This is a genomic window from Streptomyces sp. NPDC006134, assembly GCF_040628835.1.
Classification (GTDB): Bacteria; Actinomycetota; Actinomycetes; order Streptomycetales; family Streptomycetaceae; genus Streptomyces.
In genome coordinates this window covers 138,100-164,995 of sequence record NZ_JBEXTV010000010.1, presented here as the reverse complement: position 1 = coordinate 164,995, position 26,896 = coordinate 138,100, and the positions used below count along the sequence as shown (strand labels likewise).

The 26,896-nt window shown below is 71.6% G+C and carries 23 protein-coding genes; 4 read left to right on the top strand and 19 right to left on the bottom strand.

Translation table 11 applies throughout. The annotated features are described in order from the left end of the window. Nucleotides 1-103 precede the first annotated feature (103 nt). The 7 genes from nusB to aroC all read right to left on the bottom strand — a co-directional run bounded on the left by nusB (nt 104) and on the right by aroC (nt 6,356). Complete coding sequence (gene nusB / locus ABZ340_RS09475) at nt 104-538, bottom strand: transcription antitermination factor NusB (protein ID WP_358781163.1); 435 nt, start codon at nt 536-538, stop codon at nt 104-106. A 2-nt stretch (nt 539-540) separates the two neighbouring features. After that, nucleotides 541-1,107, bottom strand: coding sequence for an elongation factor P (gene efp / locus ABZ340_RS09470; protein ID WP_358781162.1), 567 nt, complete (start codon nt 1,105-1,107; stop codon nt 541-543). Nucleotides 1,108-1,167: 60 nt separating this feature from the next. Beyond that, nucleotides 1,168-2,274 carry an aminopeptidase P family protein gene (locus ABZ340_RS09465; RefSeq protein ID WP_358781161.1) on the bottom strand — a complete coding sequence of 369 codons (1,107 nt, stop codon included), beginning with the start codon at nt 2,272-2,274 and terminating at the stop codon, nt 1,168-1,170. 297 nt (nt 2,275-2,571) lie between these two features. After that, on the bottom strand, nt 2,572-3,411 hold the full coding sequence (locus tag ABZ340_RS09460) for a Pro-rich N-terminal domain-containing protein (protein ID WP_358781160.1): 840 nt from the start codon (nt 3,409-3,411) through the stop codon (nt 2,572-2,574). A gap of 160 nt (nt 3,412-3,571) precedes the next feature. Further along, nucleotides 3,572-4,663 (bottom strand): 3-dehydroquinate synthase, encoded by a 1,092-nt coding sequence (aroB, locus tag ABZ340_RS09455; protein ID WP_358781159.1) that lies wholly within the window; start codon nt 4,661-4,663, stop codon nt 3,572-3,574. Continuing rightward, complete coding sequence (locus ABZ340_RS09450; RefSeq protein ID WP_358781158.1) at nt 4,660-5,175, bottom strand: shikimate kinase; 516 nt, start codon at nt 5,173-5,175, stop codon at nt 4,660-4,662. Before ABZ340_RS09450 ends, aroB begins: the two co-directional genes overlap by 4 nt. Then, entirely contained in the window at nt 5,172-6,356 is a 1,185-nt protein-coding gene (gene aroC, locus ABZ340_RS09445; protein WP_358781157.1) for a chorismate synthase, read from the bottom strand. The genes ABZ340_RS09450 and aroC overlap by 4 nt, the downstream gene beginning before the upstream one ends. A gap of 630 nt (nt 6,357-6,986) precedes the next feature. Between aroC and ABZ340_RS09440 the strand changes: the two genes are divergently transcribed. Continuing rightward, a complete protein-coding gene (locus ABZ340_RS09440) occupies nt 6,987-7,433 on the top strand; it encodes a serine/threonine protein kinase (RefSeq protein WP_358781156.1) in 447 nt (148 codons plus the stop codon). An 82-nt stretch (nt 7,434-7,515) separates the two neighbouring features. Here the strand turns inward: ABZ340_RS09440 and ABZ340_RS09435 are convergent, their stop codons facing one another. The 6 genes from ABZ340_RS09435 to ABZ340_RS09410 all read right to left on the bottom strand — a co-directional run bounded on the left by ABZ340_RS09435 (nt 7,516) and on the right by ABZ340_RS09410 (nt 14,250). Further along, on the bottom strand, nt 7,516-8,346 hold the full coding sequence (locus ABZ340_RS09435) for a shikimate dehydrogenase (protein WP_358781155.1): 831 nt from the start codon (nt 8,344-8,346) through the stop codon (nt 7,516-7,518). Next, nucleotides 8,346-10,115 carry an endolytic transglycosylase MltG gene (mltG, locus tag ABZ340_RS09430; RefSeq protein WP_358781154.1) on the bottom strand — a complete coding sequence of 590 codons (1,770 nt, stop codon included), beginning with the start codon at nt 10,113-10,115 and terminating at the stop codon, nt 8,346-8,348. Before mltG ends, ABZ340_RS09435 begins: the two co-directional genes overlap by 1 nt. 123 nt (nt 10,116-10,238) lie before the next feature. Beyond that, the gene (ruvX, locus tag ABZ340_RS09425; RefSeq protein WP_358781153.1) at nt 10,239-10,703 is read right to left on the bottom strand and encodes a Holliday junction resolvase RuvX; all 465 of its coding nucleotides are present in this window, start codon (nt 10,701-10,703) and stop codon (nt 10,239-10,241) included. 10 nt (nt 10,704-10,713) lie between these two features. Then, nucleotides 10,714-13,386 carry an alanine--tRNA ligase gene (gene alaS / locus ABZ340_RS09420; RefSeq protein WP_358781152.1) on the bottom strand — a complete coding sequence of 891 codons (2,673 nt, stop codon included), beginning with the start codon at nt 13,384-13,386 and terminating at the stop codon, nt 10,714-10,716. Then, nucleotides 13,386-13,778, bottom strand: coding sequence for a hypothetical protein (locus ABZ340_RS09415; protein WP_358781151.1), 393 nt, complete (start codon nt 13,776-13,778; stop codon nt 13,386-13,388). The genes alaS and ABZ340_RS09415 overlap by 1 nt, the downstream gene beginning before the upstream one ends. A 7-nt stretch (nt 13,779-13,785) precedes the next feature. Beyond that, nucleotides 13,786-14,250 (bottom strand): DUF948 domain-containing protein, encoded by a 465-nt coding sequence (locus ABZ340_RS09410; RefSeq protein ID WP_358781150.1) that lies wholly within the window; start codon nt 14,248-14,250, stop codon nt 13,786-13,788. 163 nt (nt 14,251-14,413) lie between these two features. Between ABZ340_RS09410 and ABZ340_RS09405 the strand changes: the two genes are divergently transcribed. Beyond that, the gene (locus ABZ340_RS09405) at nt 14,414-16,621 is read left to right on the top strand and encodes a regulator (protein WP_358781149.1); all 2,208 of its coding nucleotides are present in this window, start codon (nt 14,414-14,416) and stop codon (nt 16,619-16,621) included. A 34-nt stretch (nt 16,622-16,655) separates the two neighbouring features. Here ABZ340_RS09405 and rpsD read toward each other — a convergent pair whose 3' ends face one another. The 5 genes from rpsD to ABZ340_RS09380 form a co-directional block, all read right to left on the bottom strand. Then, nucleotides 16,656-17,270 (bottom strand): 30S ribosomal protein S4, encoded by a 615-nt coding sequence (gene rpsD / locus ABZ340_RS09400; RefSeq protein ID WP_358781148.1) that lies wholly within the window; start codon nt 17,268-17,270, stop codon nt 16,656-16,658. A 334-nt stretch (nt 17,271-17,604) separates the two neighbouring features. Next, nucleotides 17,605-18,963, bottom strand: coding sequence for a replication-associated recombination protein A (locus ABZ340_RS09395; RefSeq protein WP_358781147.1), 1,359 nt, complete (start codon nt 18,961-18,963; stop codon nt 17,605-17,607). 43 nt (nt 18,964-19,006) lie between these two features. Further along, nucleotides 19,007-19,669: a vitamin K epoxide reductase family protein gene (locus tag ABZ340_RS09390; protein ID WP_358781146.1), complete on the bottom strand. Its 663-nt coding sequence runs from the start codon at nt 19,667-19,669 to the stop codon at nt 19,007-19,009. 209 nt (nt 19,670-19,878) lie between these two features. Continuing rightward, nucleotides 19,879-21,141, bottom strand: coding sequence for a histidine--tRNA ligase (hisS, locus tag ABZ340_RS09385; protein ID WP_358781145.1), 1,263 nt, complete (start codon nt 21,139-21,141; stop codon nt 19,879-19,881). Between the two features lie 13 nt (nt 21,142-21,154). After that, the gene (locus ABZ340_RS09380) at nt 21,155-21,868 is read right to left on the bottom strand and encodes an MBL fold metallo-hydrolase (protein WP_358781144.1); all 714 of its coding nucleotides are present in this window, start codon (nt 21,866-21,868) and stop codon (nt 21,155-21,157) included. A gap of 181 nt (nt 21,869-22,049) precedes the next feature. Between ABZ340_RS09380 and ABZ340_RS09375 the strand changes: the two genes are divergently transcribed. Both ABZ340_RS09375 and ABZ340_RS09370 read left to right on the top strand, forming a co-directional pair. Then, nucleotides 22,050-22,895: a peptidylprolyl isomerase gene (locus tag ABZ340_RS09375; RefSeq protein ID WP_358781143.1), complete on the top strand. Its 846-nt coding sequence runs from the start codon at nt 22,050-22,052 to the stop codon at nt 22,893-22,895. Nucleotides 22,896-23,029: 134 nt separating this feature from the next. Then, nucleotides 23,030-24,259, top strand: coding sequence for a DUF349 domain-containing protein (locus tag ABZ340_RS09370; RefSeq protein ID WP_358781142.1), 1,230 nt, complete (start codon nt 23,030-23,032; stop codon nt 24,257-24,259). A gap of 76 nt (nt 24,260-24,335) precedes the next feature. Here ABZ340_RS09370 and relA read toward each other — a convergent pair whose 3' ends face one another. Next, entirely contained in the window at nt 24,336-26,873 is a 2,538-nt protein-coding gene (gene relA, locus ABZ340_RS09365) for a GTP pyrophosphokinase (RefSeq protein ID WP_358781141.1), read from the bottom strand. Nucleotides 26,874-26,896 lie beyond the last annotated feature (23 nt).

The window sequence follows — 26,896 nt, the reverse complement described above, 5'->3', positions numbered from 1 at the left end:
GCTTTGTCGCCGCTGGGGGGGAGGGGTTTCGGGCCCCCCGGGTCCCCCACAGGCGGGGGCGGCGGCGCCACGTGTGCCGCGGAGCCCCCGGCGTCTTCGTCGGTCAGCTCTCCTCGCGGCGCAGCGAGGGCTTCAGCTCCTTCAGACGGCCCAGCAGGCCGTTGACGAACGAGGGCGACTCGTCCGTCGAGAACTCCTTCGCCAGCTGCACCATCTCGTCGAGGACGACGGCGTCCGGGGTCTCGTCGACCCAGATCAGCTCGTAGGCCCCGAGACGCAGGATGTTGCGGTCGACGACCGGCATGCGGTCGAGCGTCCAGCCGACCGAGTACTGGGCGATCAGCTCGTCGATGCGCCGCGCGTGCTCGGCGTAGCCCTCGACCAGCTCCATCGTGTACTCGCTCACCGGCGGCTGCCGGGTGTCGTTCCGGGAGTGCCGGACCCAGTCCGCGAGGACGGTCAGGACGTCGGCGCCGCGCTGGTCCCCCTCGAAGAGGATCTGGAAGGCGCGTTTGCGGGCCGTGTTGCGGGCAGCCACGGTTAGCTGTTCACCCGGCCGAGGTAGTCGCTCGTGCGGGTGTCGACCTTGATCTTCTCACCGGTGGTGATGAAGAGCGGGACCTGGATCTGGTGGCCGGTCTCCAGGGTGGCGGGCTTGGTGCCGCCGGTGGAGCGGTCGCCCTGGACGCCCGGCTCGGTCTCGGCGACCGTCAGCTCGACGGCGGCCGGCAGCTCGACGAAGAGCACCTCGCCCTCGTGCTGGGCGACGGTGGCGGTGAAGCCCTCGACGAGGAAGTTGGCGGCGTCGCCGACGGCCTTGCGGTCGACCATGAGCTGGTCGTAGGTCTCCATGTCCATGAAGACGAAGTACTCGCCGTCCATGTACGAGAACTGCATGTCGCGCTTGTCGACAGTGGCCGTCTCGACCTTGACACCGGCGTTGAAGGTCTTGTCGACGACCTTGCCGGAGAGCACGTTCTTGAGCTTGGTGCGCACGAAGGCCGGGCCCTTGCCGGGCTTGACGTGCTGGAACTCGACGACGGACCAGAGCTGGCCGCCTTCGAGCTTGAGCACCATGCCGTTCTTGAGGTCGTTCGTGGAAGCCACGGTTGCGGAATCTCCTGGACTGACGTGGGACGACCCCGGGGCAGGCACTCAGCGCGGGGGCTAGAGCGCGAGCAGCTCCTTGGTCGTGATGGTGAGTAGCTCGGGTCCGCCGTCCGCCTCGGGGCGCACGACGAGCGTGTCATCGATCCGGACACCGCCCCGGCCCGGGAGGTGGACCCCCGGTTCGACGGTGACCGGCACGCAAGCGTCCAGTTTACCCATGGCCGACGGGGTCAACTGAGGGTCCTCGTCGATTTCGAGTCCGACACCGTGGCCGGTGAGGTTCGGCAGGCCCTCGGCGTACCCGGCACAGTCCAGCACCTGGCGGGCGGCGCGGTCGACGTCCCGGCAGGAGGCGCCGGGGACGAGGGCCTCCCGGCCGGCCCGCTGGGCGGCGAAGACCAGGTCGTACAGCTCGATCTGCCAGTCGGCGGGCGAGCTGCCGATGACGAACGTACGGCCGATCTCGCAGCGGTAGCCGCGATAGGTCGCGCCGAGGCAGACGGAGAGGAAGTCGCCCTCCTCCACGCGGCGGTCGGTGGGGCGGTGGCCGGGGCGGCCGGAGTGGGGACCGGTGCCGACCGAGGTCGGGAAGGCGGGGCCGTCGGCTCCGTGGTCGACCAGGCGGCGCTCCAGTTCCAGGGCGAGGTGGCGCTCGGTGCGGCCCACCAGGATGGATTCCAGGAGTTCGCCGAGGGCCTGGTCGGCGATCTCGGCGCCGATGCGCAGGCAGGAGATCTCCTCCTCGTCCTTGACGACCCTGAGCTGTTCGACCGCGCAGCCCAGGCCGGTCAGGCGCAGGCCGGGGGCGGCGGAGCGGAGGGCCCGGTGGCGGGCCACCGTGAGGTGGTGCTCCTCCACGGCGAGGGAGTCGGCACCCTGCGCGGCGGCGAGGCCGGCGGCGGCGACGGCCGGGTCGCCCGCGGAACCGGGCAGGGTCCGTACGCGCAGTGCCTCGTCGGGGCGGCCCTCCGTGGGGCGGTCGTCCGGGGGGCCCGCGCACAGCAGCAGGTCGTCGGTGGCGCCCAGCAGCAGGACGGCGCCGTGCGGGGCGGCGCCCGCGAGATAGCGCACGTTGGCGGGGCGGGAGACCAGGGCCGCCGCGCTGCCGCCCGCGGTGCAGCGTTCGCGGAGGCGGGTTCGGCGGGCCGCGTACACCTCTGACATGAGCCGAGCGTACGAGGGGTGGGCGGTCGCCGCCGGTCGGGGAGGGCCGACCGGGCGTCACGCGGGGGTTTCGGTGGCGGGCGCCTTATGACGGACGCCTGGCGGGGTGGGTCGGGGGCGCGGTGGTGCGGCGAGCCCGCCGCGGGTCGCGCGGGCTTCCGCCGGCCGGCCGTGCGCGTCGGCTGCGGCCGGCTGAGCGGCGGGCTGCGCCGCACCACCACGGCCCCTTCCGCCGTCGCGCGGCTGCGGGCCGCCGGCGGGAGAGGTCTCATGCGCCGCCGTGGACGGCGGGTGCGGTCACCACGTCGGCGGGCTCGCTATCGAGCGGGCGAGTACCTCGTCCAGGACGCGGGCCGTCTCGGGGATGTCGAGCTGGGAGTTGTCGATGATCGGCAGGCCCGAGCCGTACCAGCCGGCCATACGGCCGTGGATGCGGGCCACTTCCTCGTCGGTGAGGCGGCGGTTGCCGGTGCGTTCGGCGTTGCGCTCCAGGACGATGTCCAGGCCGGGGAGGATGACGACCGGCAGCAGGCCGGGGCCCACATGCCGTTTCCAGCCGCCGAGGCCGACGACGGGGCGGTCGGGGAAGACGGCGTCGTCGAGGATGCACGAGATGCCGTTGGCGAGGAAGTTGCGCGCGGCGAAGCCGCAGGTGCGGCGGGCCAGGCGGTACTGGGCCTCGGAGTTGTCGTTCCAGCCCGACTGGGGGTCGGCGAAGCCCGAGCGGACCCACTCGCGTACGTCGTCGAGGCTGATGTGGGCGGTGGGGACCCGGCGGTGGTCCGCCCAGTACTTGGCGACGCTGGTCTTGCCGGCGCCCGCGGGCCCGATGAGCAGCACGGCGAGGGTCGTGGTGGCCGGGTCCGGGGCGGGCGGTGCGCCGGGCGCGGTGGCTCCGGCGGGCGGCGGCGGGATGTGGCCCGTGGCGTCGGGGCCCGGGACGTGCGAAGGAGCCGGGGCCGGGTGCGGCGGCGGGCCGGGGTAGACCGGTGCCGGCGGGGGCGGGGGCACGGGGGCGGGCCCCTGGGGCGCTCCCGGGTGGGGTCCCGGGTGGTGTGCGGCCGGGGACCAGCCGAGGGCCGGTCCGTGCCCCGGCTGGTGGGGCGGCGGCAGCGGAGAACCCACTGCGTGCTGCATCCGGTGCCACTCCGTCTCGTACAGGCGATGGGCGCTGACAGCGGGCGTACCCGCCTGCTACGGAACGGTACCGCCCCCGGCCGTCGTTTGGTGAACGGCCGGGGGCGGTCCGAAGTGCCCGCTGTGGAAGGTGAATCGGGCGGAAGGCGTGCCGGTGGACTTACTGGCCCACTTCGCCGTAGGCGGCGAGGAGGACGGCCGGGTCGGGGCCTTCCAGGACGGTGGGCTTGGCCAGGCCGTCCAGGACGATGAAGCGCAGCAGGTCGCCGCGGGACTTCTTGTCGACCTTCATGTTCTCCACCAGCTTGGGCCACTGGTCGTAGCGGTAGTGGAGGGGAAGCCCGACCGCTTCGAGGATGGTGCGGTGGCGGTCGGCGGTGGCGTCGTCCAGCCGGCCCGCGAGGCGGCCCAGTTCGGCGGCGAAGTGCATGCCGACGGAGACGGCGGCGCCGTGGCGCCACTTGTAGCGCTCGTTCTTCTCGATGGCGTGGCCGAGGGTGTGGCCGTAGTTGAGGATCTCCCTGCGGCCCGACTCCTTCAGGTCGGAGGAGACCACGTCGGCCTTGACCCGGATCGAGCGTTCGATCAGCTCGGCGGTGTGCGGTCCGGCCGGGGTGCGGGCGGCCTCGGGGTCGGCCTCGATGAGGTCGAGGATCACCGGGTCGGCGATGAAGCCGGCCTTGATGACCTCGGCGAGCCCGGAGACGTAGTCGTTGACCGGGAGGGAGTCGAGGGCGGCGAGGTCGCACAGGACGCCGGCGGGCGGGTGGAAGGCGCCCACCAGGTTCTTGCCCTCGGCGGTGTTGATGCCGGTCTTGCCGCCGACGGCCGCGTCCACCATGGCCAGGACGGTGGTGGGGACGGCGATCCAGCGCACGCCGCGCAGCCAGGTCGCGGCCACGAACCCGGCGACGTCCGTGGTGGCTCCGCCGCCCACGCCGACGATGACGTCGGTGCGGGTGAAGCCCGACTGGCCGAGCGCCTTCCAGCAGTAGGCGGCGACCTCGGCGGTCTTGGCCTCCTCGGCGTTGGGCACCTGGATGGCGATGGCCTCGTAGCCCTGCTCGGCCAGGTCGGCGCGGAGCGCGTCCCCGGTCTCGGCGAGTGCCTCGGGGTGGATGACGGCGACCCGCTTGGCCTTGTCCCCGATCAGCCCGGCGAGTTCGCCGAGGAGCCGGCGGCCGACCAGCACCTCGTAGGGGTCGGTGCCCGCGGTGCCGGCGACCTGGATCCGGGTGACTGCCTCGCTCATGCTTCCTTCAACTCCAGTGCGTCCAGGGCGGCTTCGGTGACCTCGTCGGGGGTGCGGCCGTCGGTGGCCACGACGGCCGTGGCGACCTCCTCGTAGAGGTGGCGGCGGGCCTCCATCAGCTCGCGCCACTGCCTGCGCGGGTTGACCGCGAGCAGCGGGCGGGCGGTGTTCAGCCCGGTGCGCCGGACCGCTTCCTCGACGTCCATCGAGAGGTAGAGGACCCGGTGGCCGGCGAGCAGCGCGCGCGTGTCCGGGTCCAGGACGGCGCCGCCGCCGAGGGCGAGGACGCCGTCGTGCTCGGCCAGCGCGGCGTGCACGGCCCGCTTCTCGATCGCGCGGAAGGCGGACTCGCCCTCGTCGACGAAGATGTCCGCGATCGCCCGGCCCTGCCCGGCCACGATGTCGTCGTCCGTGTCCCGGTAGGCGACACCGAGCCGCTGGGCCAGCAGCTGTCCCACGGTGGACTTGCCGACCCCCATGGGGCCGACGAGGACCAGCAGCGGACCGCTCATCGGATCGCCAGGTTCTCGAGGTAGCTCCGGACGTTGCGGCGGGTCTCCGGCACGCTGTCGCCGCCGAACTTCTCCGCCACCGCGTCCGCGAGGACGAGGGCGACCATCGCCTCGGCGACGATGCCGGCCGCCGGCACCGCGCACACGTCCGAGCGCTGGTGGTGGGCCTGCGCGGGCTCGCCCGTCACCACGTCCACGGTCTTCAGCGCGCGCGGCACGGTCGCGATCGGCTTCATGGCCGCGCGCACGCGCAGCAGCTCGCCGGTGGTCAGGCCGCCCTCGGTGCCGCCGGAACGCCCGGAGGCCCGCCGGATGCCCTCCTCGGTGGTGACGATCTCGTCGTGCGCCTTCGAGCCCGGCACCCGGGCCAGGTCGAAGCCGTCGCCGACCTCGACGCCCTTGATCGCCTGGATGCCCATGAGCGCCGCCGCCAGGCGGGCGTCCAGCCTGCGGTCCCAGTGCACGTGGGAGCCGAGGCCGACCGGCACGCCGTACGCCAGCACCTCCACCACGCCGCCGAGGGTGTCGCCGTCCTTGTGGGCCTGGTCGATCTCGGCGACCATCGCCTTCGACGCGTCCGCGTCCAGGCAGCGCACCGGGTCCGCGTCCAGCTTCTCCACGTCCGCCGGGGTCGGGTACACGCCGTAGGGGGCCTTGGCGGCGGCGAGTTCGACGACGTGGCTGACGATCTCGATGCCGGCCGTCTCCTTCAGGTACGACCGGGCCACCGCGCCGAGCGCCACACGGGCGGCGGTCTCGCGGGCGGAGGCGCGCTCCAGGACGGGCCGGGCCTCGTCGAAGCCGTACTTCTGCATGCCGGCGAGGTCGGCGTGGCCGGGGCGCGGGCGGGTCAGCGGCGCGTTGCGGGCCAGTCCGTCCAGCACCTCGGGGTCGACCGGGTCGGCCGCCATGACCTGCTCCCACTTCGGCCACTCGGTGTTCCCCACCATGATCGCCACCGGGGAGCCGAGGGTCAGGCCGTGCCGGACGCCGCCGAGGAAGGTGACCTCGTCCCGCTCGAACTTCATGCGGGCACCGCGCCCATAGCCCAGCCGCCGCCTCGCCAGGTGGTCCGCCACCATGTCCGTGGTGATCGGCACGCCGGCGGGAAGGCCCTCCAGCGTCGCGACGAGTGCGGGACCGTGGGACTCCCCCGCGGTCAGCCAGCGCAACCTGCTCAACGGTGCTCCTCAGTCTCGCGCCCCGGTACTGCCCTGCGTACGCGTGTCCTCGCGCACGGCGACGGCGTGACCAGGTGCGCGGGTCCCGGTCCGCCACCTCCGATCCTCCCACGTCCGCGTCCCGGTCCGGCCGCCGGTCCATCAGACGGACGGGAGCAGGGCCAGCCGAAGGCCGTTCTGCCGACACCGCTGAGGTGGCTGCGGTGCGTAGGAACCGAGGAAGTCGGTACCACTCCGCTGCCGCGCTGCGGGGCGTGCGTACGGATCGGGGTGGTCCGCGCCACTCCCCTGCTGTGTCTGCTGCTGCGGCACGTATGCCCGGGCGATCGGTCCTGCGGCCCTGCTCGTACTGCATGGTCGCGTGCACGGGCTGTCCGTTGCGTATCACACGCCGATGGGCGAGCTTGCATCGCAGCTTGACGCCCCAGCCCACGACGGCGGCGAGCGCCGTGATCCGCGCCCAGACGGGCAGGTAGCCCAGACCGCGGATCCGCGACGTCCGGGAGACCGAGCAGCCGAGCCATGACCTGACATTCAAGTCAGGAGCTGTCTCGAAAGACACTCCCGCACAGCGCGCTTGATCAATACCCTCCACTCAACTTTCACATCACGTCGAACAATTGGATCAACATGCGCAAGCTCGTCAAGTCCGTTGCTGTCGTCCTCGCAGCGTTCGGGCTCGCCTTCACCTTCTCCTCTTCGGCACAGGCGGCCAGCAACCCGGTCTCGGTGTGCGGGTCGGGCTACTACATCCAGTCCTCCAAGGAATTGGGTTGGGTGATGAACACCGGCGGCCCTCAGGCCATCGTCTATCTCCTGTACAACGCGTCCACCGGCTACAACTGCGTGGTGACAGTGGTGACCGGTGACCAGGTCAGCAACCCGGTCGGCGCCGGACTGCGCGTCGAAGGGGGCTCCTGGGTCAAGGACACGGGCAACTACAACTACTACGCGGGCCCGGTGCGCCTGCGTGCTGCCGGCAAGTGCGTGCAGTACTGGGGCACGACCCGCTGGTGGACCGGGAGTGGCAACCCCCAGACGTCCGAGTACACCAGTGGCCTGGGCTGGTGCGGCTGATCTTCATCCGACTCGCGCCCACAACGACAGGGGCCCACCGCTGAGCGGTGGGCCCCTGTCGTTCATTCTGAATGGGCGGATTTCACGACTGGTTGGCCAGGGCCTCCGAACCAGCCCTGCGCATGGCGGCGAGCGGGGCCGGGGCGCAGCCGGTCATCTGCTCCACCTGGAGCACCGCCTGGTGCACCAGCAGGTCGAGGCCGCCGACGACGGCCCCGCCGTACGCCGACCAGCGGGCGGCGAGTGTGGTCGGCCACGGGTCGTAGAGCACGTCGAACAGGGTCGCGGGCATCTCCGGGACGGCGGAGGCGAGGGCGTCGGTCGTACCGGCCGGGGTGGTGGCGATGACCAGGGGGGCGCGCAGCGCCTCCTCGGCGTCGGCCCAGTCGGCGATCCGCACCGCGACCTCCAGCCGCTCGGCCCACTGCCGCATCTCGGCGGCGCGGGCCTCGCTGCGCACGTAGACGGCGACCTCGCCCGTGCAGACCCGGGCCAGCGCGGCCAGCGCCGAGGAGGCGGTGGCACCGGCGCCGAGGACCGCCGCGGTCTCGACCTTGTCGATGCCGTGCTCGCGCAGGGCGGCGACCATGCCGGGGATGTCGGTGTTGTCGCCGATACGGCGGCCGTCCTCGGTGAACACGACCGTGTTGACCGCCTCCACCGAGGCAGCCGTCTCGCTGATCTCGTCGAGCAGCGGGATGACGGCCCGCTTCAGCGGCATGGTCAGCGACAGGCCGGCCCACTCGGGCCCGAGCCTGTCGAGGAAGCCGGGCAGGGCGGCCTCGTCGACCTCGAAACGGTCGTACGTCCACCCGGTCAGCCCCAGCTCCTCGTAGGCGGTGCGGTGCAGCACCGGGGAGAGGGAGTGGGCGATGGGTGAGCCGAGAACGGCGGCTCGGCGGGGTGCGGCCATCAGTCGTTCCTCGAGGCTTTCCACTCGTCGACCAGCTTCTGGTGATCGGCGTTGGTCTTGGTGAATTTGCTCGTCTTGCCGTCGGTCGAGACGAAGTAGTACCAGCCGTCGTGCGTCGGGTCGAGGGCGCCCTTCAGCGCCTCCTCACCCGGGTTGCCGATCGGTCCGGGCGGCAGGCCCTTGTAGTAATAGGTGTTGTACGGATTGTCGTAGGTGCGGAGTTCCTTGAGCGTGAGGTCGGTCTCGCTCTGGTTCTTGATGTAGTTGTACGTGGAGTCGAACTGCAGCATGCCGTTGGTCTCGGTGTTCCCCGGCTTGAGCCGGTTGTAGACGACCTCGGCCATCTTGCGGAAGTCGTCGTGGCTCGTGCCCTCGGCCTGCACCAGGCTCGCGACGGTGATGAGCTGCCACGGTCCGTCGAGCCCGAGTTCCCCGGCCTTCTTCTCGACGCCGAGTTCCTCGTACTTCTCGGTGGCCCGCGCGACCATCTCCTTCAGGACGTCCTCGGGCTTCTGGCCCTTGGCGACGCCGTAGCTGGAGGGGTAGAGGAAGCCTTCCAGCGGATCCTTGACGTCCTTGTGGTTCAGCGCCCAGTCGGGCAGCCCCAGGTTCTTCCACTCGTCCCGGGCGACCTGTGCCGTGGTACCCGCCTTGACCTGGAGGCGCTTGTCGATCAGCTGGTAGATGTCGGCGTTGCGCTTGCCCTCGGCGATGACCAGGTTGTCACGGCTCTTCGGACTGAGCATGAGCTCGACCGCGCTCTTGGCCGACATCTCCTTCTCCAGCGTGTAGACGCCGTCCTGGAGACTCTTGCCCTGCGGGTTGCCCTGCTGGGCGGCGACGAAGGCGTCGACGCTCTTGACGACACCGGCGTCCTTCAGCAACTGCCCGATCTGGTAACCGCCGGCCCCCTTGGGCACCGTGATGGTCACCTGCTCGCCATTGCCGTCCCCGGCGAAGTCCGGAGCCTCGCCGAAACGTTCCTGGTAGAACTGGTAGCCGAAGTATCCGACGCCTGCCACACCGCCGCCCAGCACCAGGCAGACCACCAGGCAGGCCAGCCCGTTCCGGCGTTTCCTGCCCTTGCCGCCCCGGCCCCTGCGGTCACCGCGACCGCGGCCCTCGCCGGTGCCGTCGGCCGTACCGTCCTCGCCCCCACCGGCGAAGAAGGCGTGCTCTCCCTGGTCGGGACCCGGGTCCCAGTCGGTCTGCGGCGGCTCGGGCTCCTTGCGCCGGCGGCCGGGCGGCTCCGGCGGCGGGTAGGCGTCCGGCGTGCCGTACAGGTCGGGCTGCTCCGCGCCGTAGCCGGCGGCCTGCTGGGCGTAGGGGTCCGAAGGGTCGGCGGCGTAGGGCGCCTGCGGGTGCCCGCCGGTGCCCCAGTCACCGCCGTCGTACTGCTGCTGGTGCCGACCCTGCTGCCCTTCGGCGCCGTACTGCTGCTGGTGCTGTCCCCGCTGCCCTTCGGCGCCGTACTGCTGGTGCTGCCCCTCGGCTCCGTACTGCTGCCCGCCGTACGACTGGTCGTACGGCTGTTCGTGCTGCTGGCCGTACTGCTGGTACTGCTGCTCCTGGCCGTACGCGGACTGCCCGCCGTCGTTCCAGTCGCCGTACTGCTGCTGGGACGGCTGCTCCGGATAACGCTGTGGCTGACCGCCGTAGGGAGGCTGCCGGTCCTGCTGGTCCTGCTGCCCTCCCCATCCGCCGTCCCCGTACAACGGGTCCTCCGGATGCCACGGTTCGGAGCCTGGGCCCCGGCCATACTCAGTCATCGATCCCCTAGAGCCGCGAGGCGGTCGGCGCGCGCGGCTGGTGGGTCCGGCTCCGTTCCGCCTCTTGCTGTGCGGCGGCTGTTCGAATGCCGCCGCATCGCGCGGAACGTTACCGTATCGCGATCAGATGACCACTTCGACGCCCTCACCGGGTGCTTTGCCTGACACCCGTTCGGATTCGAGCGCCTGCTGGAGGATGATCACAGCGGCGGCCTGGTCGATGACGGAGCGTCCCTTCTTCGACTTCACGCCCGAGGCGCGCAGGCCCTGACCGGCCGTCACCGTCGTCATCCGCTCGTCGACGAGCCGGACGGGGACCGGTGCGATGCCCCGGGCCAGCTCCCGGGCGAAGCCGCGGACCTTGGCCGCGGCCGGGCCCTCGCCCCCCTTGAGGGAGCGAGGGAGGCCGACGACGACCTCGATCGGCTCGTACTCCTCGACGAGCTGCTTCAGGCGGCGGTGGGCCGCCGGGACGTCCCGTCCGGGGACGGTCTCCACCGGGGTGGCGAGGATCCCGTCGGGGTCGCACGAGGCGACCCCGATCCGGGCGTCCCCGACGTCGATGGCGAGGCGTCGGCCGCGGCGCATCGTCCCCGCCCTACTTCGCCGTCTCGGCGACGAGTCGCTCGACGGCGTCGACGGCCTCGCCGATGGCGGCCGGGTTCTGGCCGCCGCCCTGGGCGACGTCCGGCTTGCCGCCACCGCCGCCGCCGAGCGTCTTGGCGGCCGTGCGGACCAGGTCACCGGCCTTGAGGCCGCGCTCGCGGGCGGCCTCGTTGGTGGCGATGACCGTCAGCGGCTTGCCGTTCACCGTGGTGAAGAGGGCCACCACGGCGGCCCGCCCGCCCTGGATGCGGCCGCGCACGTCGAGGACCAGCTTGCGCAGGTCGTCGGCGGTGGTGCCGTCCGGGACCTGGCCGGTGACCAGGGCGACGCCCCGGACGTCCTTGGCGGACTCGGCGAGGCCGGCGGCGGCCTGGAGCACCTTCTCGGCGCGGAACTTCTCGATCTCCTTCTCGGCGTCCTTCAGCTTGCCGAGCATGGTGGAGACCTTCTCCGGCAGCTCCTCCGGGCGGCCCTTGAGCAGCTCGGTGAGCTGGTTGACGACCGTGTGCTCGCGGGCGAGGAAGTGGTAGGCGTCCACGCCGACCAGGGCCTCGATACGCCGGACACCCGAGCCGATGGAGGACTCGCCGAGCAGCTTCACCAGGCCGAGCTGGGCGGTGTTGTGCACGTGCGTGCCGCCGCACAGCTCCTTGGAGAAGTCGCCGATGGTCACGACGCGGACGCGCTCGCCGTACTTCTCGCCGAACTCGGCGATGGCGCCCTGCTTCTTGGCCTCGTCGATGCTCATGATGTCGGCGCGCACGTCGAGGTCGCGGGCGAGCACCTCGTTGATCTTCTGCTCGACGTCGGTCATCACCGTCTGCGGAACGGCGGACGGGGAGCCGAAGTCGAAGCGGAAGCGGCCGGGCTGGTTCTCGGAACCGGCCTGGGCGGCCGTCGGGCCGAGGGCGTCGCGCAGGGCCTGGTGGGTGAGGTGGGTGGCCGAGTGGGCGCGGGCGATGGCCTTGCGGCGGCGGGCGTCGATCGAGGCGTGGCCCTTGGCGCCGACGGTGATCTCGCCGACCTGGACGACGCCCTTGTGGACGTACACGCCCGGGACCGGCTTCTGGCAGTCGCGGACCTCGACGACGGCACCGGTGTCGGTCTTGATGCGGCCGGTGTCGCCGATCTGGCCGCCGCCCTCGGCGTAGAACGGGGTGCGGTCGAGGACGATCTCGACCTCGTCGCCCTCGGTGGCGGCCGGCGAGGAGACGCCGTCGACGAGGATGCCGACGACCGTGGACTCGCCCTCGGTGTCGGTGTAGCCGATGAAGTCGGTGGCACCGGCGCGGTCGGCGATCTCGCGGTAGGCGCCGAGGTCGGCGTGGCCGGTCTTCTTGGCCTGGGCGTCGGCCTTGGCGCGCTCCCGCTGCTCCTTCATCAGGCGGCGGAAGCCGTCCTCGTCCACGGACAGGCCCTGCTCGGCGGCCATCTCCAGGGTGAGGTCGATCGGGAAGCCCCAGGTGTCGTGGAGCAGGAAGGCCTTGTCGCCGGGCAGGACCGTGCCGCCGGCGGCCTTGGTCTCGGACACGGCGGTGTCGAGGATGTTGGTGCCGGCCTTCAGCGTCTTGAGGAAGGCGTTCTCCTCCGCGAGGGCGACCTTCTCGATGCGCTCGCGGTCGGTGATCAGCTCGGGGTACTGCTGCCCCATCATGCCGATCACGACGTCGATCAGGTCCTTGACGACCGGGCCGGTGGCGCCGAGCAGGCGCATGTTGCGGATGGCGCGGCGCATGATGCGGCGCAGCACGTAACCGCGGCCCTCGTTGCCCGGGGTCACGCCGTCGCCGATGAGCATGGTGGCGGTGCGCATGTGGTCGGTGACCACGCGCAGGGACACGTCCGAGGAGGCGGCGGCGCCGTACTCGACGCCGGTCAGCTCGGTGGCCTTCCTGATGACGGCCATGGAGGTGTCGATCTCGTACATGTTCTGCACGCCCTGCAGAATCATGGCGAGCCGCTCCAGGCCGAGGCCCGTGTCGATGTTCTTGCTCGGCAGGTCGCCGAGGATCTCGAAGTTGTCCTTGCCGGTGCCCTCGCCGCGCTCGTACTGCATGAAGACGAGGTTCCAGATCTCCACGTACCGCTCGTCGTTGACGGCGGGGCCGCCCTCGACGCCGAACTCGGGGCCGCGGTCGTAGTTGATCTCGGAGCAGGGGCCGCACGGGCCGGGCACGCCCATGGACCAGAAGTTGTCCTTCATGCCCAGGCGCTGGATGCGCTCGGCGGGGACGCCGACGACGTCGCGCCAGATCTGCTCGGCCTCGTCGTCGTCCTGGTAGACGGTGATCCACAGGCGCTCGGGGTCGAGGCCGTAACCGCCCTTGTCCTGGGGGCTCGTGAGCAGCTCCCAGGCGAGCTTGATGGCGCCTTCCTTGAAGTAGTCACCGAAGGAGAAGTTGCCGCACATCTGGAAGAACGTGCCGTGCCGCGTGGTCTTGCCGACCTCTTCGATGTCGGGTGTGCGCACGCACTTCTGCACGCTGGTGGCGCGCGGGAACGGCGGCTTCACCTCGCCCAGGAAGTAGGGCTTGAAGGGCACCATGCCGGCCGGGACGAGGAGCAGAGTCGGGTCGTCCGCGATGAGCGACGCCGAAGGGACGACGGTGTGCCCGCGCTCCTCGAAGAAGCTCAGCCAGCGACGGCGGATCTCAGCCGACTCCATCAGTGGTCCTCATTCCGGTTGTACGGGTTGGTCTTGTACGGGTTGGTGGGGTGGTGCGGGTTCTTCGCGTACGCCGGGCCCTCGGCGTACGCCGGGCCGTCGTGGTTCTCGATGGCGGCCAAGCGCCGCGAGGGGGGCAGTTCACGGTCGACGGGGGCGTTCAGCCCGAGCGCGTCGCCCAGTTCGGCCTCGCGCCGGGCCATGTTGTCGCGGACGTCGACGGCGAAGCCCACCGCGCGGTCCTTCAGCCGCTCGCCCGCCTCGATCGCCTTGTTCGCCGCGGTCGCGGCGAGGCTCTCGGGGGTCAGCTGCTTCAGCTTCCGGTTGACCTTGGTGGTGGCCCACACGCCGGCGGCGACGCCGGTGGTGAACCAGAACGTACGGCGGAACATCGCTGGGTCAGTCCCTCTTTCCGCGTGAGTCCCGTGCGGTGCGCTTCGTCCGTCGCGAGGCCGGGACGGTGCGGCCCACGATCACGGTGCGCCTCGACGGCCCGGCGGGCGCGTCCTCCTTGCGGCCGGCGATGGCCCGGCGCACGCCGTAGCCGAAGGCCGCGACCTTGACCAGGGGGCCGCCGAAGGTGGAGGCGACGGTGGTCGACAGCGCGGAGGCGTTCGACGTGACCTCCTGGACGTCGGAGGCGATCGCGTCGACCCGGTCGATCTGGGTCTGCGCGGAGCGCACCGCCGCGGAGGCGTCGGCCAGCAGCGGGACGGCCTGGTCGGTCACGTCCGCCACGAGCTTGGTGGTCGCCTTGAGCGTCTGGGCCAGCCTCGCCAGCGCGACGGCGAGGAACGAGACCAGGATCGCCCAGAAGACGGCCACCAGGATCCCGGCCACCTCTCCACCGGACACTGTGTGCACCCGCTCCCTGAAACGTGCCTGAACATCGAGAACAGCGAAAAAAGTCGTGTACACGAGCCTATCGCGCCGGGAATGGGGCTCCGTACCGGATTACCGGCCGCGTCCGGGAGGTTCCGTGAAGCGATTGTACGGAGTGATTACGGTTCAGTACGCTCCGTGTCCCATGCGGAATCATCGGCTCGAGGACATGCCACCGGACGGGAGCCCGCCGCTGGAGCTCGACGCGTTCGTGGGACGCGCGGCGGAACTGGCCGGACTGGCCCGGGCGCTCGACGCCGGGCGGCTGGTGACGGTGACCGGGACGGGCGGGGTCGGCAAGTCGCGCCTGGCGGCGCGTGCCGCGGCCCGGTGGGCGCGCCGGGACGGGGCGGCGGAGGACCCCTCCGTCCGGGTGCGGCCGAGAGCCTGGGGGAAGGTGGACCTGGCGCCGGTACGCGATCCGGAGTTCGTCGGCTACGCGGTCGTGGAGGCGCTGGGACTCACCGACCACACCACCCGGCTGCCCCGCGAGACGCTGCTCGCGCATCTCGCCGACCGGGAGCTGCTGCTGGTCCTGGACGGGGTCGAGCACCTGGTGGACGCGTGTGCCGCGCTGGTGGTGGACCTGCTGGGCCGGGCGCCCGGTCTGCGGGTGCTGGCGGTGGGGCGCAGACCGCTGTCGGTGGCCGGGGAGCGGCTGTTCCCGCTGGCGCCCCTGGGCGTGGACGAGGCGGCGGAGCTGTTGCGGGTGCGCGCGGGTCAGCAGGGAGTGACGCCCCGGGACGAGGAGGAGGTGCGGGAGCTGTGCCGGCGCCTGGACGGGATCCCGCTGGCGATCGAGCTGGCCGCGGGGCGGCTGGGGGTGCTGTCGCCGGGGCAGCTGCTGCGGCGGCTGGACGACCGGTTCCGCCTGCTGACCGGCGGCGGCCGGTCCGCCCTCCCCCGGCACCGGACGCTGCGTACGGCGATCGGCTGGAGCCACGAACTGTGCACGCCGGAGGAACGGCTGCTGTGGGCGCGGCTGTCGGTGTTCGCGGGGAGCTTCGACCTGGAGGCCGCCGAGTACGTGTGCGGCGGCGGCCTGCCCGTCGACGAGGTGCTCGACGTCCTGTCGGCCCTGCTCGGGCAGTCCGTGGTGAGCCGCGAGGAGACGCCGGCGGGGCTGCGCTACCGGATGCTGGACACGGTGCGGGCGTACGGCGCCGCATGGCTGGAGGCGACGGGGGACGCCGCGCGGGTGCGGCGGCTGCACCGGGACTGGTACCTGGGCCTGGCGACCTGGTGCGAGCTGGAGTGGTTCTCGCCGCGCCAGCGGGAGGTCGCCGCGCGCGTCGAGGCGGAGCTGCCGAATCTGCGCGGTGCCCTGGAACACGGCCTGGCCGATCCGCAGGAGGCGCATCTGGGCCAGTACCTGGCGGGCTCCCTGTGGTTCCTCTGGGTCGGCTGCGGGCGGCTGTCGGAGGGGCGGCACTGGCTGGAGCAGGCGACACGGCCGCGGGCGGGACGCCCCGCCCACGAGCTGCCCCGGCTCAAGGCCCTGTGGGTGCTCGGGTACGTGGCGGTCCTGCAGGGCGACACGGTGCCCGCGCGGGCGGCGCTCCAGGAGTGCCGCCGGGAGGCGGAGCGGACGGCGAACGCGACGGCGCTGGCGTACGCGGAGCACCGCACCGGCTGTCTGGCGCTGGTCACGGACGACATGGCCCGCGCGGAGACGCTGCTGCGCTCGGCGCTGGAGCGCTACCACGAGACCGGCGAGCTCAACAGCAACGTGCTGATGGGCCAGGTGGAGCTGGCGATGGCGCGGGCGTTCCAGGGCGACCTGGCGGAGGCGGTGCGGCTGTGCGAGGACGTGTACCGGGTGTGCGAGGACCACGGCGAGCGGTGGACCCGTTCCTATGCGCAGTACGTGCTGGCGTACGCGGCCTGGAGCAACGGCGACCCGGTGCGGGCGCGGGAGCTGCTGACCGAGTGCCTGGGCGGCTCGCACGGCTTCCGTGATCTGCTCGCCTCGGTGCTGTCGGTGGAACTGCTGGCCCTGGTCACGGTGACGGAGGGCGACGCGGTGGAGGCGGCGGTGCTGCAGGGTGCCGCGGAGCGGATGTGGCCGTCGGTGGGGCTGCGGCTGTTCGGCTCGGCGCACTACAACGCGCCGCACGAGCTGTGCGAGGCGACCGCCCGGGAGCGGCTGGGCGACGAGCGGTACGAGGAGTGCGTGCGCGAGGGGTCCCGGCTGGGCCGTGAGGAGGCGGTCGCCCGCGCGCTGCGGCGGCCGGGGTCCCGTGACGGAGGTCTGCCGGCGCCGCGCAGGCCCGTTGAGCCCCCGGAGGCGTCCGCGCGCACGGCGAAGCCCGCCGCCTCGCCCACCCGGAAGGGCGGGGAGACGGCGGGCTGAGGTACCGCTGGGGTGGTACTGCGTCCGGCTGGGGTCAGCGGGCGTAGTACTCGACGACGAGCTGCTCGTCGCAGATCACCGGGATCTCCTTGCGGTTCGGCTCGCGGTCCAGGCGGAACGCCAGGGCCTTGAGGTTCACCTGGAGGTAGCGCGGGGTCTCGCCCTCGGGGGCGAAGCCGCCCTCACGAGCGATCGTGAAGAGGGTCTTCTCCTTGGAGCGGTCGCGGACCTGCACCACGTCGTCGGGGCGGACGACGAAGGACGGCTTGTCGACCTTCTTGCCGTTGACCTGGATGTGGCCGTGGACGACCATCTGGCGGGCCTGGTAGATCGTGCGGGCGATGCCCGAACGCAGGACCAGCGCGTCGAGGCGCTTCTCCAGCTCCACGATCAGGGCCTCGCCGGTCTTGCCCTGGACCTTGGACGCGCGCTCGTAGGCGCGGACCAGCTGGCGCTCGGAGATGTCGTACTGAGCGCGCAGGCGCTGCTTCTCCAGCAGACGGACCTTGTAGTCCGAGTTCTGCTTGCGGCCGCGGCCGTGCTCGCCCGGCGGGTAGGGGCGGGCCTCGAAGTACTTGACGGCCTTCGGGGTCAGCGCGATGCCGAGGGCACGCGACTTCTTGACCTTGGGGCGGGACTGGTTCGCCATGAACCAAACACCTCATGTTCTTGTGCGAATACGGCTTCACCAGGGTTAGGGGAGGTCGCATCCGCAGCCGGGGAAACCCCGCGGGTCCGCTGGGACCTGCAAGGCAGCCGATCCCCTGGTCTGGGCACATACGTGCAGCACGCGAGTGGCCCACCGACCGTTCCCGGAGCTTCGGGTGGTGGTGGGCTGCCCGCGACACCGTTCGCCGGTGCGCGACGCTCCTGGAGTTCCGGCGGACCGGTCCTCCGGCTGGATGTCCCGCTCTGGTGGTGCCGGTCGCCTCGGATGAGGGCCGGACACGGGACGCAGCACTTCGCAGCAGTCTACAGGGTGGTCACGAGCGCCTGCGACCGAGGTGTTTCCTGGTCCATTCGACGGCGTCCGCGTACCGCGCCTCGGCGCCGTGCCGGGTCGGCGTGTAGTACTCGCGGTCCTTGAGGGCGTCCGGGGCGTACTGCTGGGCGGCGATGCCCTCGGGCAGGTCGTGCGGGTAGACGTACCCCTGCCCGTGCCCGAGTTTCCCGGCGCCCTGGTAGTGGCTGTCGCGCAGGTGCGGCGGCACGGGACCGGCCAGTCCCTTGCGTACGTCGTCCAGGGCGGCACCGATCGCGGTGGTCGCGGCGTTGGACTTGGGGGCGAGGGCGAGGGCGATGGTGGCGTGGCTGAGGGTGAGGGCGGCCTCGGGGAAGCCGATCATGGCGACGGCCTGGGCGGCGGCGACCGCGGTCGGCAGCGCGGTGGGGTCGGCGAGGCCGATGTCCTCGCTGGCGGAGATCATCAGGCGGCGGGCGATGAAGCGGGGGTCCTCGCCGGCCTCGATCATCCGGGCCAGGTAGTGCAGGGCGGCGTCGACGTCGGAGCCGCGGATGGACTTGATCAGGGCGCTGGCGACGTCGTAGTGCTGGTCGCCGTCGCGGTCGTACTTCACCGCCGCCCGGTCGACCGTCTCCTCCAGCGTGGTCAGACCGATCTCCGTCTCGCCCTTGTCGAGGGCGGCCCCGGCGGCGGCCTCCAGGGCGGTCAGGGCGCGGCGGGCGTCGCCGCCGGCGATGCGCAGCAGGTGGTCCTCGGTGTCCTCGGGGAGGGCGACGGCGCCGTTCAGCCCGCGCTCGTCGGCCAGGGCGCGCCGCAGCAGGCCCCGGACGTCGTCGTCGGTGAGGGGTTCGAGGGTGAGCAGGAGGGAGCGGGACAGGAGGGGGGAGATCACCGAGAAGTACGGGTTCTCGGTGGTGGCGGCGATCAGGGTCACCCAGCGGTTCTCCACGGCCGGGAGCAGGGAGTCCTGCTGGGCCTTGCTGAAGCGGTGGATCTCGTCGAGGAAGAGGACGGTCTCCTTGCCGTACCCGCCCGAGGCGCGGCGGGCGCCGTCGATGACCGCGCGGACCTCCTTGACGCCCGCGGTGATCGCCGACAGTTCCACGAAGCGCTTGTTGGTGGCCTTGGAGACGACGTACGCCAGGGTCGTCTTGCCGGTGCCGGGCGGGCCCCACAGGATCACCGAGGAGGGGCCAGCGGGGCTGCCCGAGGCGCCCTCGCCGACCAGGCGGCGCAGGGGTGAGCCGGGCTTGAGCAGGTGCTGCTGGCCCACCACCTCGTCGAGGGTGCGCGGGCGCATCCGGACCGCCAGCGGGCTGCTCGACGGCTCCTTCTCCTGGCGTTCTTCTGCTGCGGCGGTGAACAGGTCGGGCTCCACGCTGAAACCCTAAAGCACCGCACCGACAGTCCCCGCGGGGCCGTCAGCTGGTCCAGAAGTCCCACCAGCGGGTCAGGATCAGCATGCCGATGATGCCGATGTGCAGCACGGGCAGGACCCAGGTGAACTCGCCGAAGAAGCCCCTGAGCCAGGCGGGCGCCGGCAGGAAGCCCTTGCGGACGTTGAACGACGTCACGTACCAGAACATGACGATGGTGGCGACCCAGGCCAGGCAGCACCACAGGCACAGGGCGTTGATCCGGTACAGCGACTGGAACATCAGCCAGGCGCAGAAGCCGACGCCGAAGAGCGTGCCCGCGTTGAAGGTGAGCCAGTACCAGCGCGGGAAGCGGGCGCGGGCCAGCAGACTCATGCCGACGCAGACGACGATGCCGTAGGCGACCAGGCCGAGCATCGGGTTGGGGAACCCGAAGGCGGCGGCCTGCTCGCTCTCCATGACGCTGCCGCAGGAGACGATCGGGTTGAGGCTGCAGCCGGGCGTGAAGGTCTTGCCCTCGACCTTGGCCTCGAGCAGCTTGAACTTGTCGAGCGTGATGACCCACGCGGCGAGCAGTCCGGCCGCGCCCGTGATCACCAGCAGCAGGGCGAAGGCACGGCTGCCGCCCTCGGCGCGCGGTGCGGCGGCGGTGCGCGCCGACGAGGGCTCGGGCTCGGTGGAGACGTCCTTGAGTGTCGTCTTGCTCATCACGCCGATTCCGTCACTAGAGGGTTCGGAGGTGCTTCGGGCACGGCCATTGTGCCGCACGCGCGTGTGTGTCCACCGTTCGCTGCGCGTAAGGAGGGACGGGCGGACGGCCCGGGCGGGCGGTTTCGGCCGACGCCCGTTCCAGGGGCGCACGCGTGAACGAACGCGCCGGGTGCCGATGGCGGCACCCGGCGCGTTCGCGGGTGTCCTCAGCCGAGCCGCGACTCCAGCTCCGCCACGATCTCGTTCACGCCGACCGCCGTCTGCTCCCCGGACTCCATGTCCTTGAGCTGGACGACGCCCTCGGCCAGGTCGCGCTCGCCGAGCACCAGGGCGTAGCGGGCGCCCGAGCGGTTGGCGGCCTTCATCGCGGCCTTCAGGCCCTTGCCGCCGTAGGAGAAGTCGGCGGCGATGCCGTTCCTGCGCAGCTCGGTGACCTTCGCGAACAGCACCCGGCGGGCCTCCTCGCCGAGCGGGACCGCGAAGACGCTGGTGGTGGCGGGCAGTTCGAGCTCGACGCCCTCCGCCTGAAGGGCGAGGACCGTGCGGTCCACGCCGAGGGCCCAGCCGACGGACGGCAGCGCGGGGCCGCCGATCATCTCGGACAGGCCGTCGTAGCGGCCGCCGCCGCCCACCGCGGACTGCGAGCCCAGCCCGTCGTGGACGAACTCGAAGGTGGTGCGGGTGTAGTAGTCCAGGCCGCGCACCAGCTTCGGGTCGTCCTCGAAGGCCACGCCCGCCGCGGTGATCAGCTCGCGGACCTCCTCGTGGTACGCCTTGCAGGCGTCGCAGAGGTAGTCGCGCAGCAGCGGGGCGTCGGCGAGCTGCTTCTGGACGTCCGGGCGCTTGTCGTCCAGGACGCGCAGCGGGTTGATCTCGGCGCGGCGCAGGGTGTCCTCGTCGAGGTCCAGGCTCCGCAGGAAGTTCTGCAGTGCCTCCCGGTACACCGGGCGGCACTCCTTGTCGCCCAGGCTGTTGAGCAGGATGCGGAAGTCGCGCAGGCCCAGCGAGCGGTACGCCTGGTCGGCGAGGATGATCAGCTCGGCGTCCAGCGCCGGGTCCTCCGCGCCGATCGCCTCGGCGCCGACCTGGGAGAAGTGGCGGTAACGGCCCTTCTGGGGGCGCTCGTAGCGGTAGTACGAACCCGAGTACCAGAGCTTGACCGGGAGGTTGCCCGCCTTGTGCAGGCCGGCCTCCAGGGCGGCGCGCAGCACGGAGGCGGTGCCCTCGGGGCGCAGGGCGAGCTTGTCGCCGCCCTTGGTCTCGAAGGCGTACATCTCCTTGGTGACGATGTCGGTGGACTCGCCGACACCGCGCGCGAACAGCTCGACGTTCTCGAAGCCGGGCGTCTCGATGTAGCCGTAGCCGGAGTTGCGCAGCGGGGCGGCGATCGCCTCGCGGACGGCCAGGTACTTGGCGGAGTCCGGCGGGATCAGGTCGTACGTGCCCTTGGGGGCCTTGAAGGTGCTCACGGGAGGTCTCTCGTCACATTCCTCGTCGGGGAGCGTTCTCCACGTCCGCTCCCGGGCCGGCGGCCACCTGCCGCAGATAGGGGTTGGTGGCGCGCTCCTGGCCGATGGTCGTCTGGGGGCCGTGGCCGGACAGCACCACGGTCGAGTCGTCGAGCGGCAGGCACACGCGGGCCAGCGAGTCGAGCATCTCGGCCATGTCGCCGCCGGGCAGGTCGGTGCGTCCGATGGAGCCGGCGAACAGCAGGTCGCCCGAGAACAGGATCGGCGGGATGTCCGCCGCCTCGGGCAGGCCGAAGGTCACCGACCCCTTGGTATGGCCCGGCGCGTGCGCGACGGAGAACTCCAGCCCCGCCAGCTCCAGCCTCGCGCCGTCGGCCAGCTCCTTGACGTCGTCGGGCTCCCCCACGGTCAGCTCGCCCATCAGCGGCTGCCCGATGGAGCGGCCGAGCGCCTTCTCGGGGTCGCTCATCATGTAGCGGTCCGAGGGGTGGATCCAGGCCGGCACGTCGTGCGCGCCGCACACCGGGACGACCGAGGCCACGTGGTCGATGTGGCCGTGGGTCAGGACGACGGCGACGGGCTTGAGCCGATGCTTCTTCAGTGCCTCCTCGACGCCCTGGGCGGCCTGGTGGCCGGGGTCGATGATCACGCACTCCTCACCGGCGGCGGGGGCGACGAGGTAGCAGTTCGTCCCCCAGGCCCCGGCGGGGAACCCGGCAATGAGCACGATCGTCCTTCGTTGTGTGGATACGGGTGGGCTTGCGAGCGGGCTGCGCCCAGGTCAGAGCCTACCGGCGGTGCCGATTCCTCAGCGAACCCATATACGGTACGGGGCTACACGCGCACGCCCGGCCACGGGCACGCACGCGTACCGGTCGGCACACGTAGACGCATGAGGAGAGAACCCGGTGGTCAGCCAGGAACAGCGGCGGCGTCAGCTCGCCCGGGAGAAGTTCTTGCGGCAGCAGCAGCGGCGCACCGCCGCCAGGCGCAAGGCCCGCATGCGCAACGCGGTGATCGCATCGGTGCTCGGCGTGGTCCTGGTGGGCAGCGCCGGACTGTACGCGAGCGGCGCCTTCAAGGACGACGGCGACGACAAGGCCAACGCGAACGCCGAGGTCACCCCGAGCGCGACCAGCAAGGCCCCGGACCCGTGCGGGAAGCCGGCCGCGGGCGAGGTCAAGACGGCGACCTGGAAGAAGGAGCCGGCCATGACCATCGACAAGTCGGCGAAGTACACGATGAGGCTCGACACGACCTGCGGGACGATAGACATCGACCTGAAGGCGTCGGCGGCACCGCGCACGGTCAACTCGTTCCACTTCCTCGCCGGCAAGGGCTACTTCGACCACACCAAGTGCCACCGGCTCACCGACCAGAGCATCTACGTCCTGCAGTGCGGCGACCCGCAGGGCACCGGGGCGGGCGGCCCCGGCTACACGATCCCGGACGAGAACCTCAAGGACAAGAGCCTCGAGGGCGGGGTGTACCCGGCGGGCACGGTGGCGATGGCCAACCAGTACAACGCGCAGACGCAGCAGGGGCGCGACACCGGGGGCAGCCAGTTCTTCCTGGTCTACCAGGACAGTCAGCTGCCGCCCGACTACACGCCGTTCGGTACGGTGTCCGAGGCGGGCATGAAGGTCCTCAAGAAGATCGCCTCCGCCGGAGCGCAGGCGCCCGACCCCCAGACGGGCAACACCGCGCCGAACGCGACCGTCGTCATCGACAAGGCGACGGTCACCAAATCCTGACCGCCATCTGCGGAATTTCGGTCGCGCGGGATGCGGACAGGCCACCCGCCGGTCGCCTATGTTGGCCGTGACGAAACTGTGGACGATGCCCGGGGGTCTCAGCCCCTCAGCAGGCATCATGTGGAGGAGGCGCTGTGAGCAGCGACCCGTGGGGCCGCGTCGACGAGACGGGGACCGTGTACGTGCGTACGGCCGACGGCGAGAAGGTCGTCGGTTCCTGGCAGGCCGGCTCTCCTGACGAGGCGCTGGCCTACTTCGAGCGCAAGTACGAGGGCCTGGTTGTCGAGATCGGCCTCCTCGAGAAGCGAGTGAAGACCACCGACCTGTCGGCGAAGGACGCCCTGGCCGCCATCGAGCACCTGCGGGAGCAGGTGGACGCGCACCACGCCGTCGGCGACCTGGACGCGCTGCGGGCGCGGCTGGACAAGCTCGTGGAGCTGGTGGAGGCGCGCCGCGAGCAGCGCAAGGCGCAGCGGGCGCGGCAGGCCGACGAGGCCCGTCACGCCAAGGAGGCGCTGGTCGCCGAGGCGGAGGAGCTGGCGCAGTCCGACCAGTGGCGGGCGGCCGGTGAGCGGCTGCGCGCCCTGGTGGACACCTGGAAGGGGCTGCCGCGGCTGGACCGCAAGTCCGACGACGAGCTGTGGCACCGCTTCTCGCATGCCCGGTCGGCGTTCTCCAAGCGGCGCAAGCAGCACTTCGCGCAGCTGGACGCGCAGCGTGAGGACGCCCGCCGGATCAAGGAGCGGCTGGTGGCCGAGGCGGAGGCGCTGTCGGGCTCGACGGACTGGGGTCCGACGGCCGCGCGCTACCGCGAGCTGATGGCCGAGTGGAAGGCCGCGGGCCGCGCCCAGCGCGAGCACGAGGAGGACCTGTGGAACCGCTTCCGCGGCGCCCAGGACGTCTTCTTCGCCGCCCGCAGCTCGGTGTTCGCCGAGCGTGACGCCGAGCAGGCGGAGAACCTCAAGCTCAAGGAGGAGCTGGCCGAGGAGGCCGAGAAGCTCCTGCCGATCACGGACCTGAAGGCGGCGCGGGCCGCGTTCCGTTCGATCAACGAGCGCTGGGAGGCGATCGGCCATGTGCCGCGCGACGCCCGGCCGAAGGTCGAGGGCCGGATGCACACGGTGGAGCGGGCCATCCAGGAGGCCGAGGAGGCCGAGTGGCGCCGGACCAACCCGGAGGCACGCGCGCGTGCCGAAGGGCTGACCGGACAGCTCCAGGCCGCCGTGGACAAGCTCCAGCGCCAGATCGAGCAGGCGCGTGCCCAGGGCAACGACGCCAAGGCCGACAAGCTCCAGAAGGAGCTGGAGGGCCGTCAGGCGCTGCTGGACCAGGCGTTGAAGGGTCTGCAGGAGTTCGGCGGCTGACCCGGCCCCGCCCGCTGACGCGGGAAGGCCCCCGTACCGCTCGGTACGGGGGCCTTCCCGCTGCCGCTTTCCGCTCCTACGACGGCCTGCGCGCCGACGTCACCCGGTACACGTCGTAGACGCCCTCCACGCCCCGGACCGCCTTGAGGACGTGCCCGAGGTGCTTGGGGTCGCCCATCTCGAAGGTGAAGCGGGAGGTGGCGACGCGGTCGCGGGAGGTCTGGACGGCCGCGGAGAGGATGTTGACGTGCTGGTCGGACAGCACGCGCGTGACGTCCGACAGCAGCCGGGAGCGGTCCAGGGCCTCGACCTGGATGGCGACCAGGAAGACCGACGACTGGGTGGGCGCCCACTCGACGTCGAGGATGCGCTCCGGCTCGCGGGAGAGCGACTCGACGTTCACGCAGTCGCTGCGGTGAACCGATACGCCGCTGCCGCGCGTGACGAAGCCGATGATCGGGTCGCCGGGCACGGGCGTGCAGCAGCGGGCGAGCTTGACCCACACGTCCTCGACGCCCTTGACGACGACGCCCGGGTCGGAGCTGGTGCGGCGTTTGCGGCCGCGGCCGCGGGAGGGCGGGACCGCCTCGTCGATCTCCTCGGTGGCGGCCTCCTCGCCGCCGAGCGCCTGGACCAGTTTCTGCACGATGTTCTGCGCGGAGACGTGGCCCTCGCCGATCGCCGCGTACAGCGCGGAGATGTCCGCGTAGCGCATCTCGTGGGCGAGCGTCACCAGGGAGTCGCCGGTGAGGATGCGCTGGATCGGCAGGTTCTGCTTGCGCATGGCGCGGACGATGGCGTCCTTGCCCTGCTCGATCGCCTCGTCGCGGCGCTCCTTGGAGAACCACGCCCGGATCTTGTTGCGGGCGCGCGGCGACTTCACGAAGCCGAGCCAGTCCCGGGAGGGGCCCGCGCCGGGCGCCTTGGAGGTGAAGACCTCCACCAGGTCGCCGTTGTCCAGCGTGGACTCCAGCGGGACGAGGCGGCCGTTGACGCGCGCTCCTATGGTGCGGTGGCCGACCTCGGTGTGGACGGCGTACGCGAAGTCGACCGGGGTCGCCCCGGCCGGGAGCGCGATGACGTCGCCCTTGGGGGTGAAGACGAAGACCTCGTTGCGGGAGAGGTCGAAGCGCAGCGACTCCAGGAACTCGCTGGGGTCCTCGGTCTCCTTCTGCCAGTCCAGGAGCTGCCGCAGCCACGCCATGTCGTTGATGGCGTCCTTGTCCTTACCGGACGTCTTAGGCGCGTCGGTACGGATCTTGGAAGCTCCGGCGACGGCCTCCTGCTTGTACTTCCAGTGCGCGGCGATGCCGTACTCGGCGCGGCGGTGCATGTCGAACGTGCGGATCTGCAGCTCGACCGGCTTGCCGCCGGGGCCGATGACCGTCGTGTGCAGCGACTGGTACATGTTGAACTTGGGCATCGCGATGTAGTCCTTGAACCGGCCGGGGACCGGGTTCCATCGCGCGTGCACCGTGCCGAGGGCCGCGTAGCAGTCGCGGACGGTGTCCACGAGGACGCGGATGCCCACCAGGTCGTAGATCTCCGCGAAGTCACGGCCGCGGACGATCATCTTCTGGTAGACGCTGTAGTAGTGCTTGGGGCGGCCGGTGACGGTCGCCTTGATGCGGGCCGCCCGCAGGTCCTGCTGGACCTCGTCGGTGACGATGGCGAGGTACTCGTCGCGCTTGGGGGCGCGCTCGGCGACCAGCCGGACGATCTCGTCGTACATCTTGGGGTAGAGGATCGCGAAGGCGAGGTCCTCCAGCTCCCACTTGATGGTGTTCATGCCCAGCCGGTGGGCGAGCGGCGCGTAGATCTCCAGGGTCTCGCGCGCCTTCTTCTCCTGCTTCTCGCGCTTGAGGTAGCGCATGGTGCGCATGTTGTGCAGGCGGTCGGCGAGCTTGATGACCAGGACGCGGGGGTCCTTGGCCATGGCGACGACCATCTTGCGCACGGTCTCGGCCTGGGCGGCCTCGCCGAACTTGACCTTGTCCAGCTTGGTGACGCCGTCGACGAGCAGGGCGACGACGTCGCCGAAGTCGCGGCGCAGGTCCTCCAGGCCGTACTCGGTGTCCTCGACCGTGTCGTGCAGCAGGCCGGCCATCAGCGTGGCCGGGTCCATGCCGAGCTCGGCGAGGATGGTGGTGACGGCGAGGGGGTGCGTGATGTACGGGTCGCCGCTCTTGCGCTTCTGGCCGCGGTGCCAGCGCTCGGCGACCTGGTAGGCGCGCTCGATCTGGCGGAGCGTCGACGTCTCGATCTTGGGGTCGTTGCTGCGGACTATCCGCAGCAGCGGCTCCAGCACCGGGTTGTAGGGGTTGGCGCGCTGGACGCCGAGGCGGGCGAGGCGGGCGCGGACGCGGTTGGAGGAGCCGGAGCGGGCGGGCGGGCCCGCGGGGGTGCGGACGACGGGCGCGTTCTGCGGGCGCTCGGGGGGCGCGGGCTTGGGGCGGGGCTGCCCGGCGGGCTTGTCGACGGGTGCCGGCTGGGCGTGCCGGATCGGCCCGCGGGTGTCGTTCTTCGCGTGCGGCTCGCTCGGCGCGGGTTTCGCCGCGGGCGCCGAGGCGGGCTCGGGCTTGGCGGCGGTCAGGTGCTGGGCCTCGTCTGGCAAGAGGACTCCTCGTGCGCGGTCCG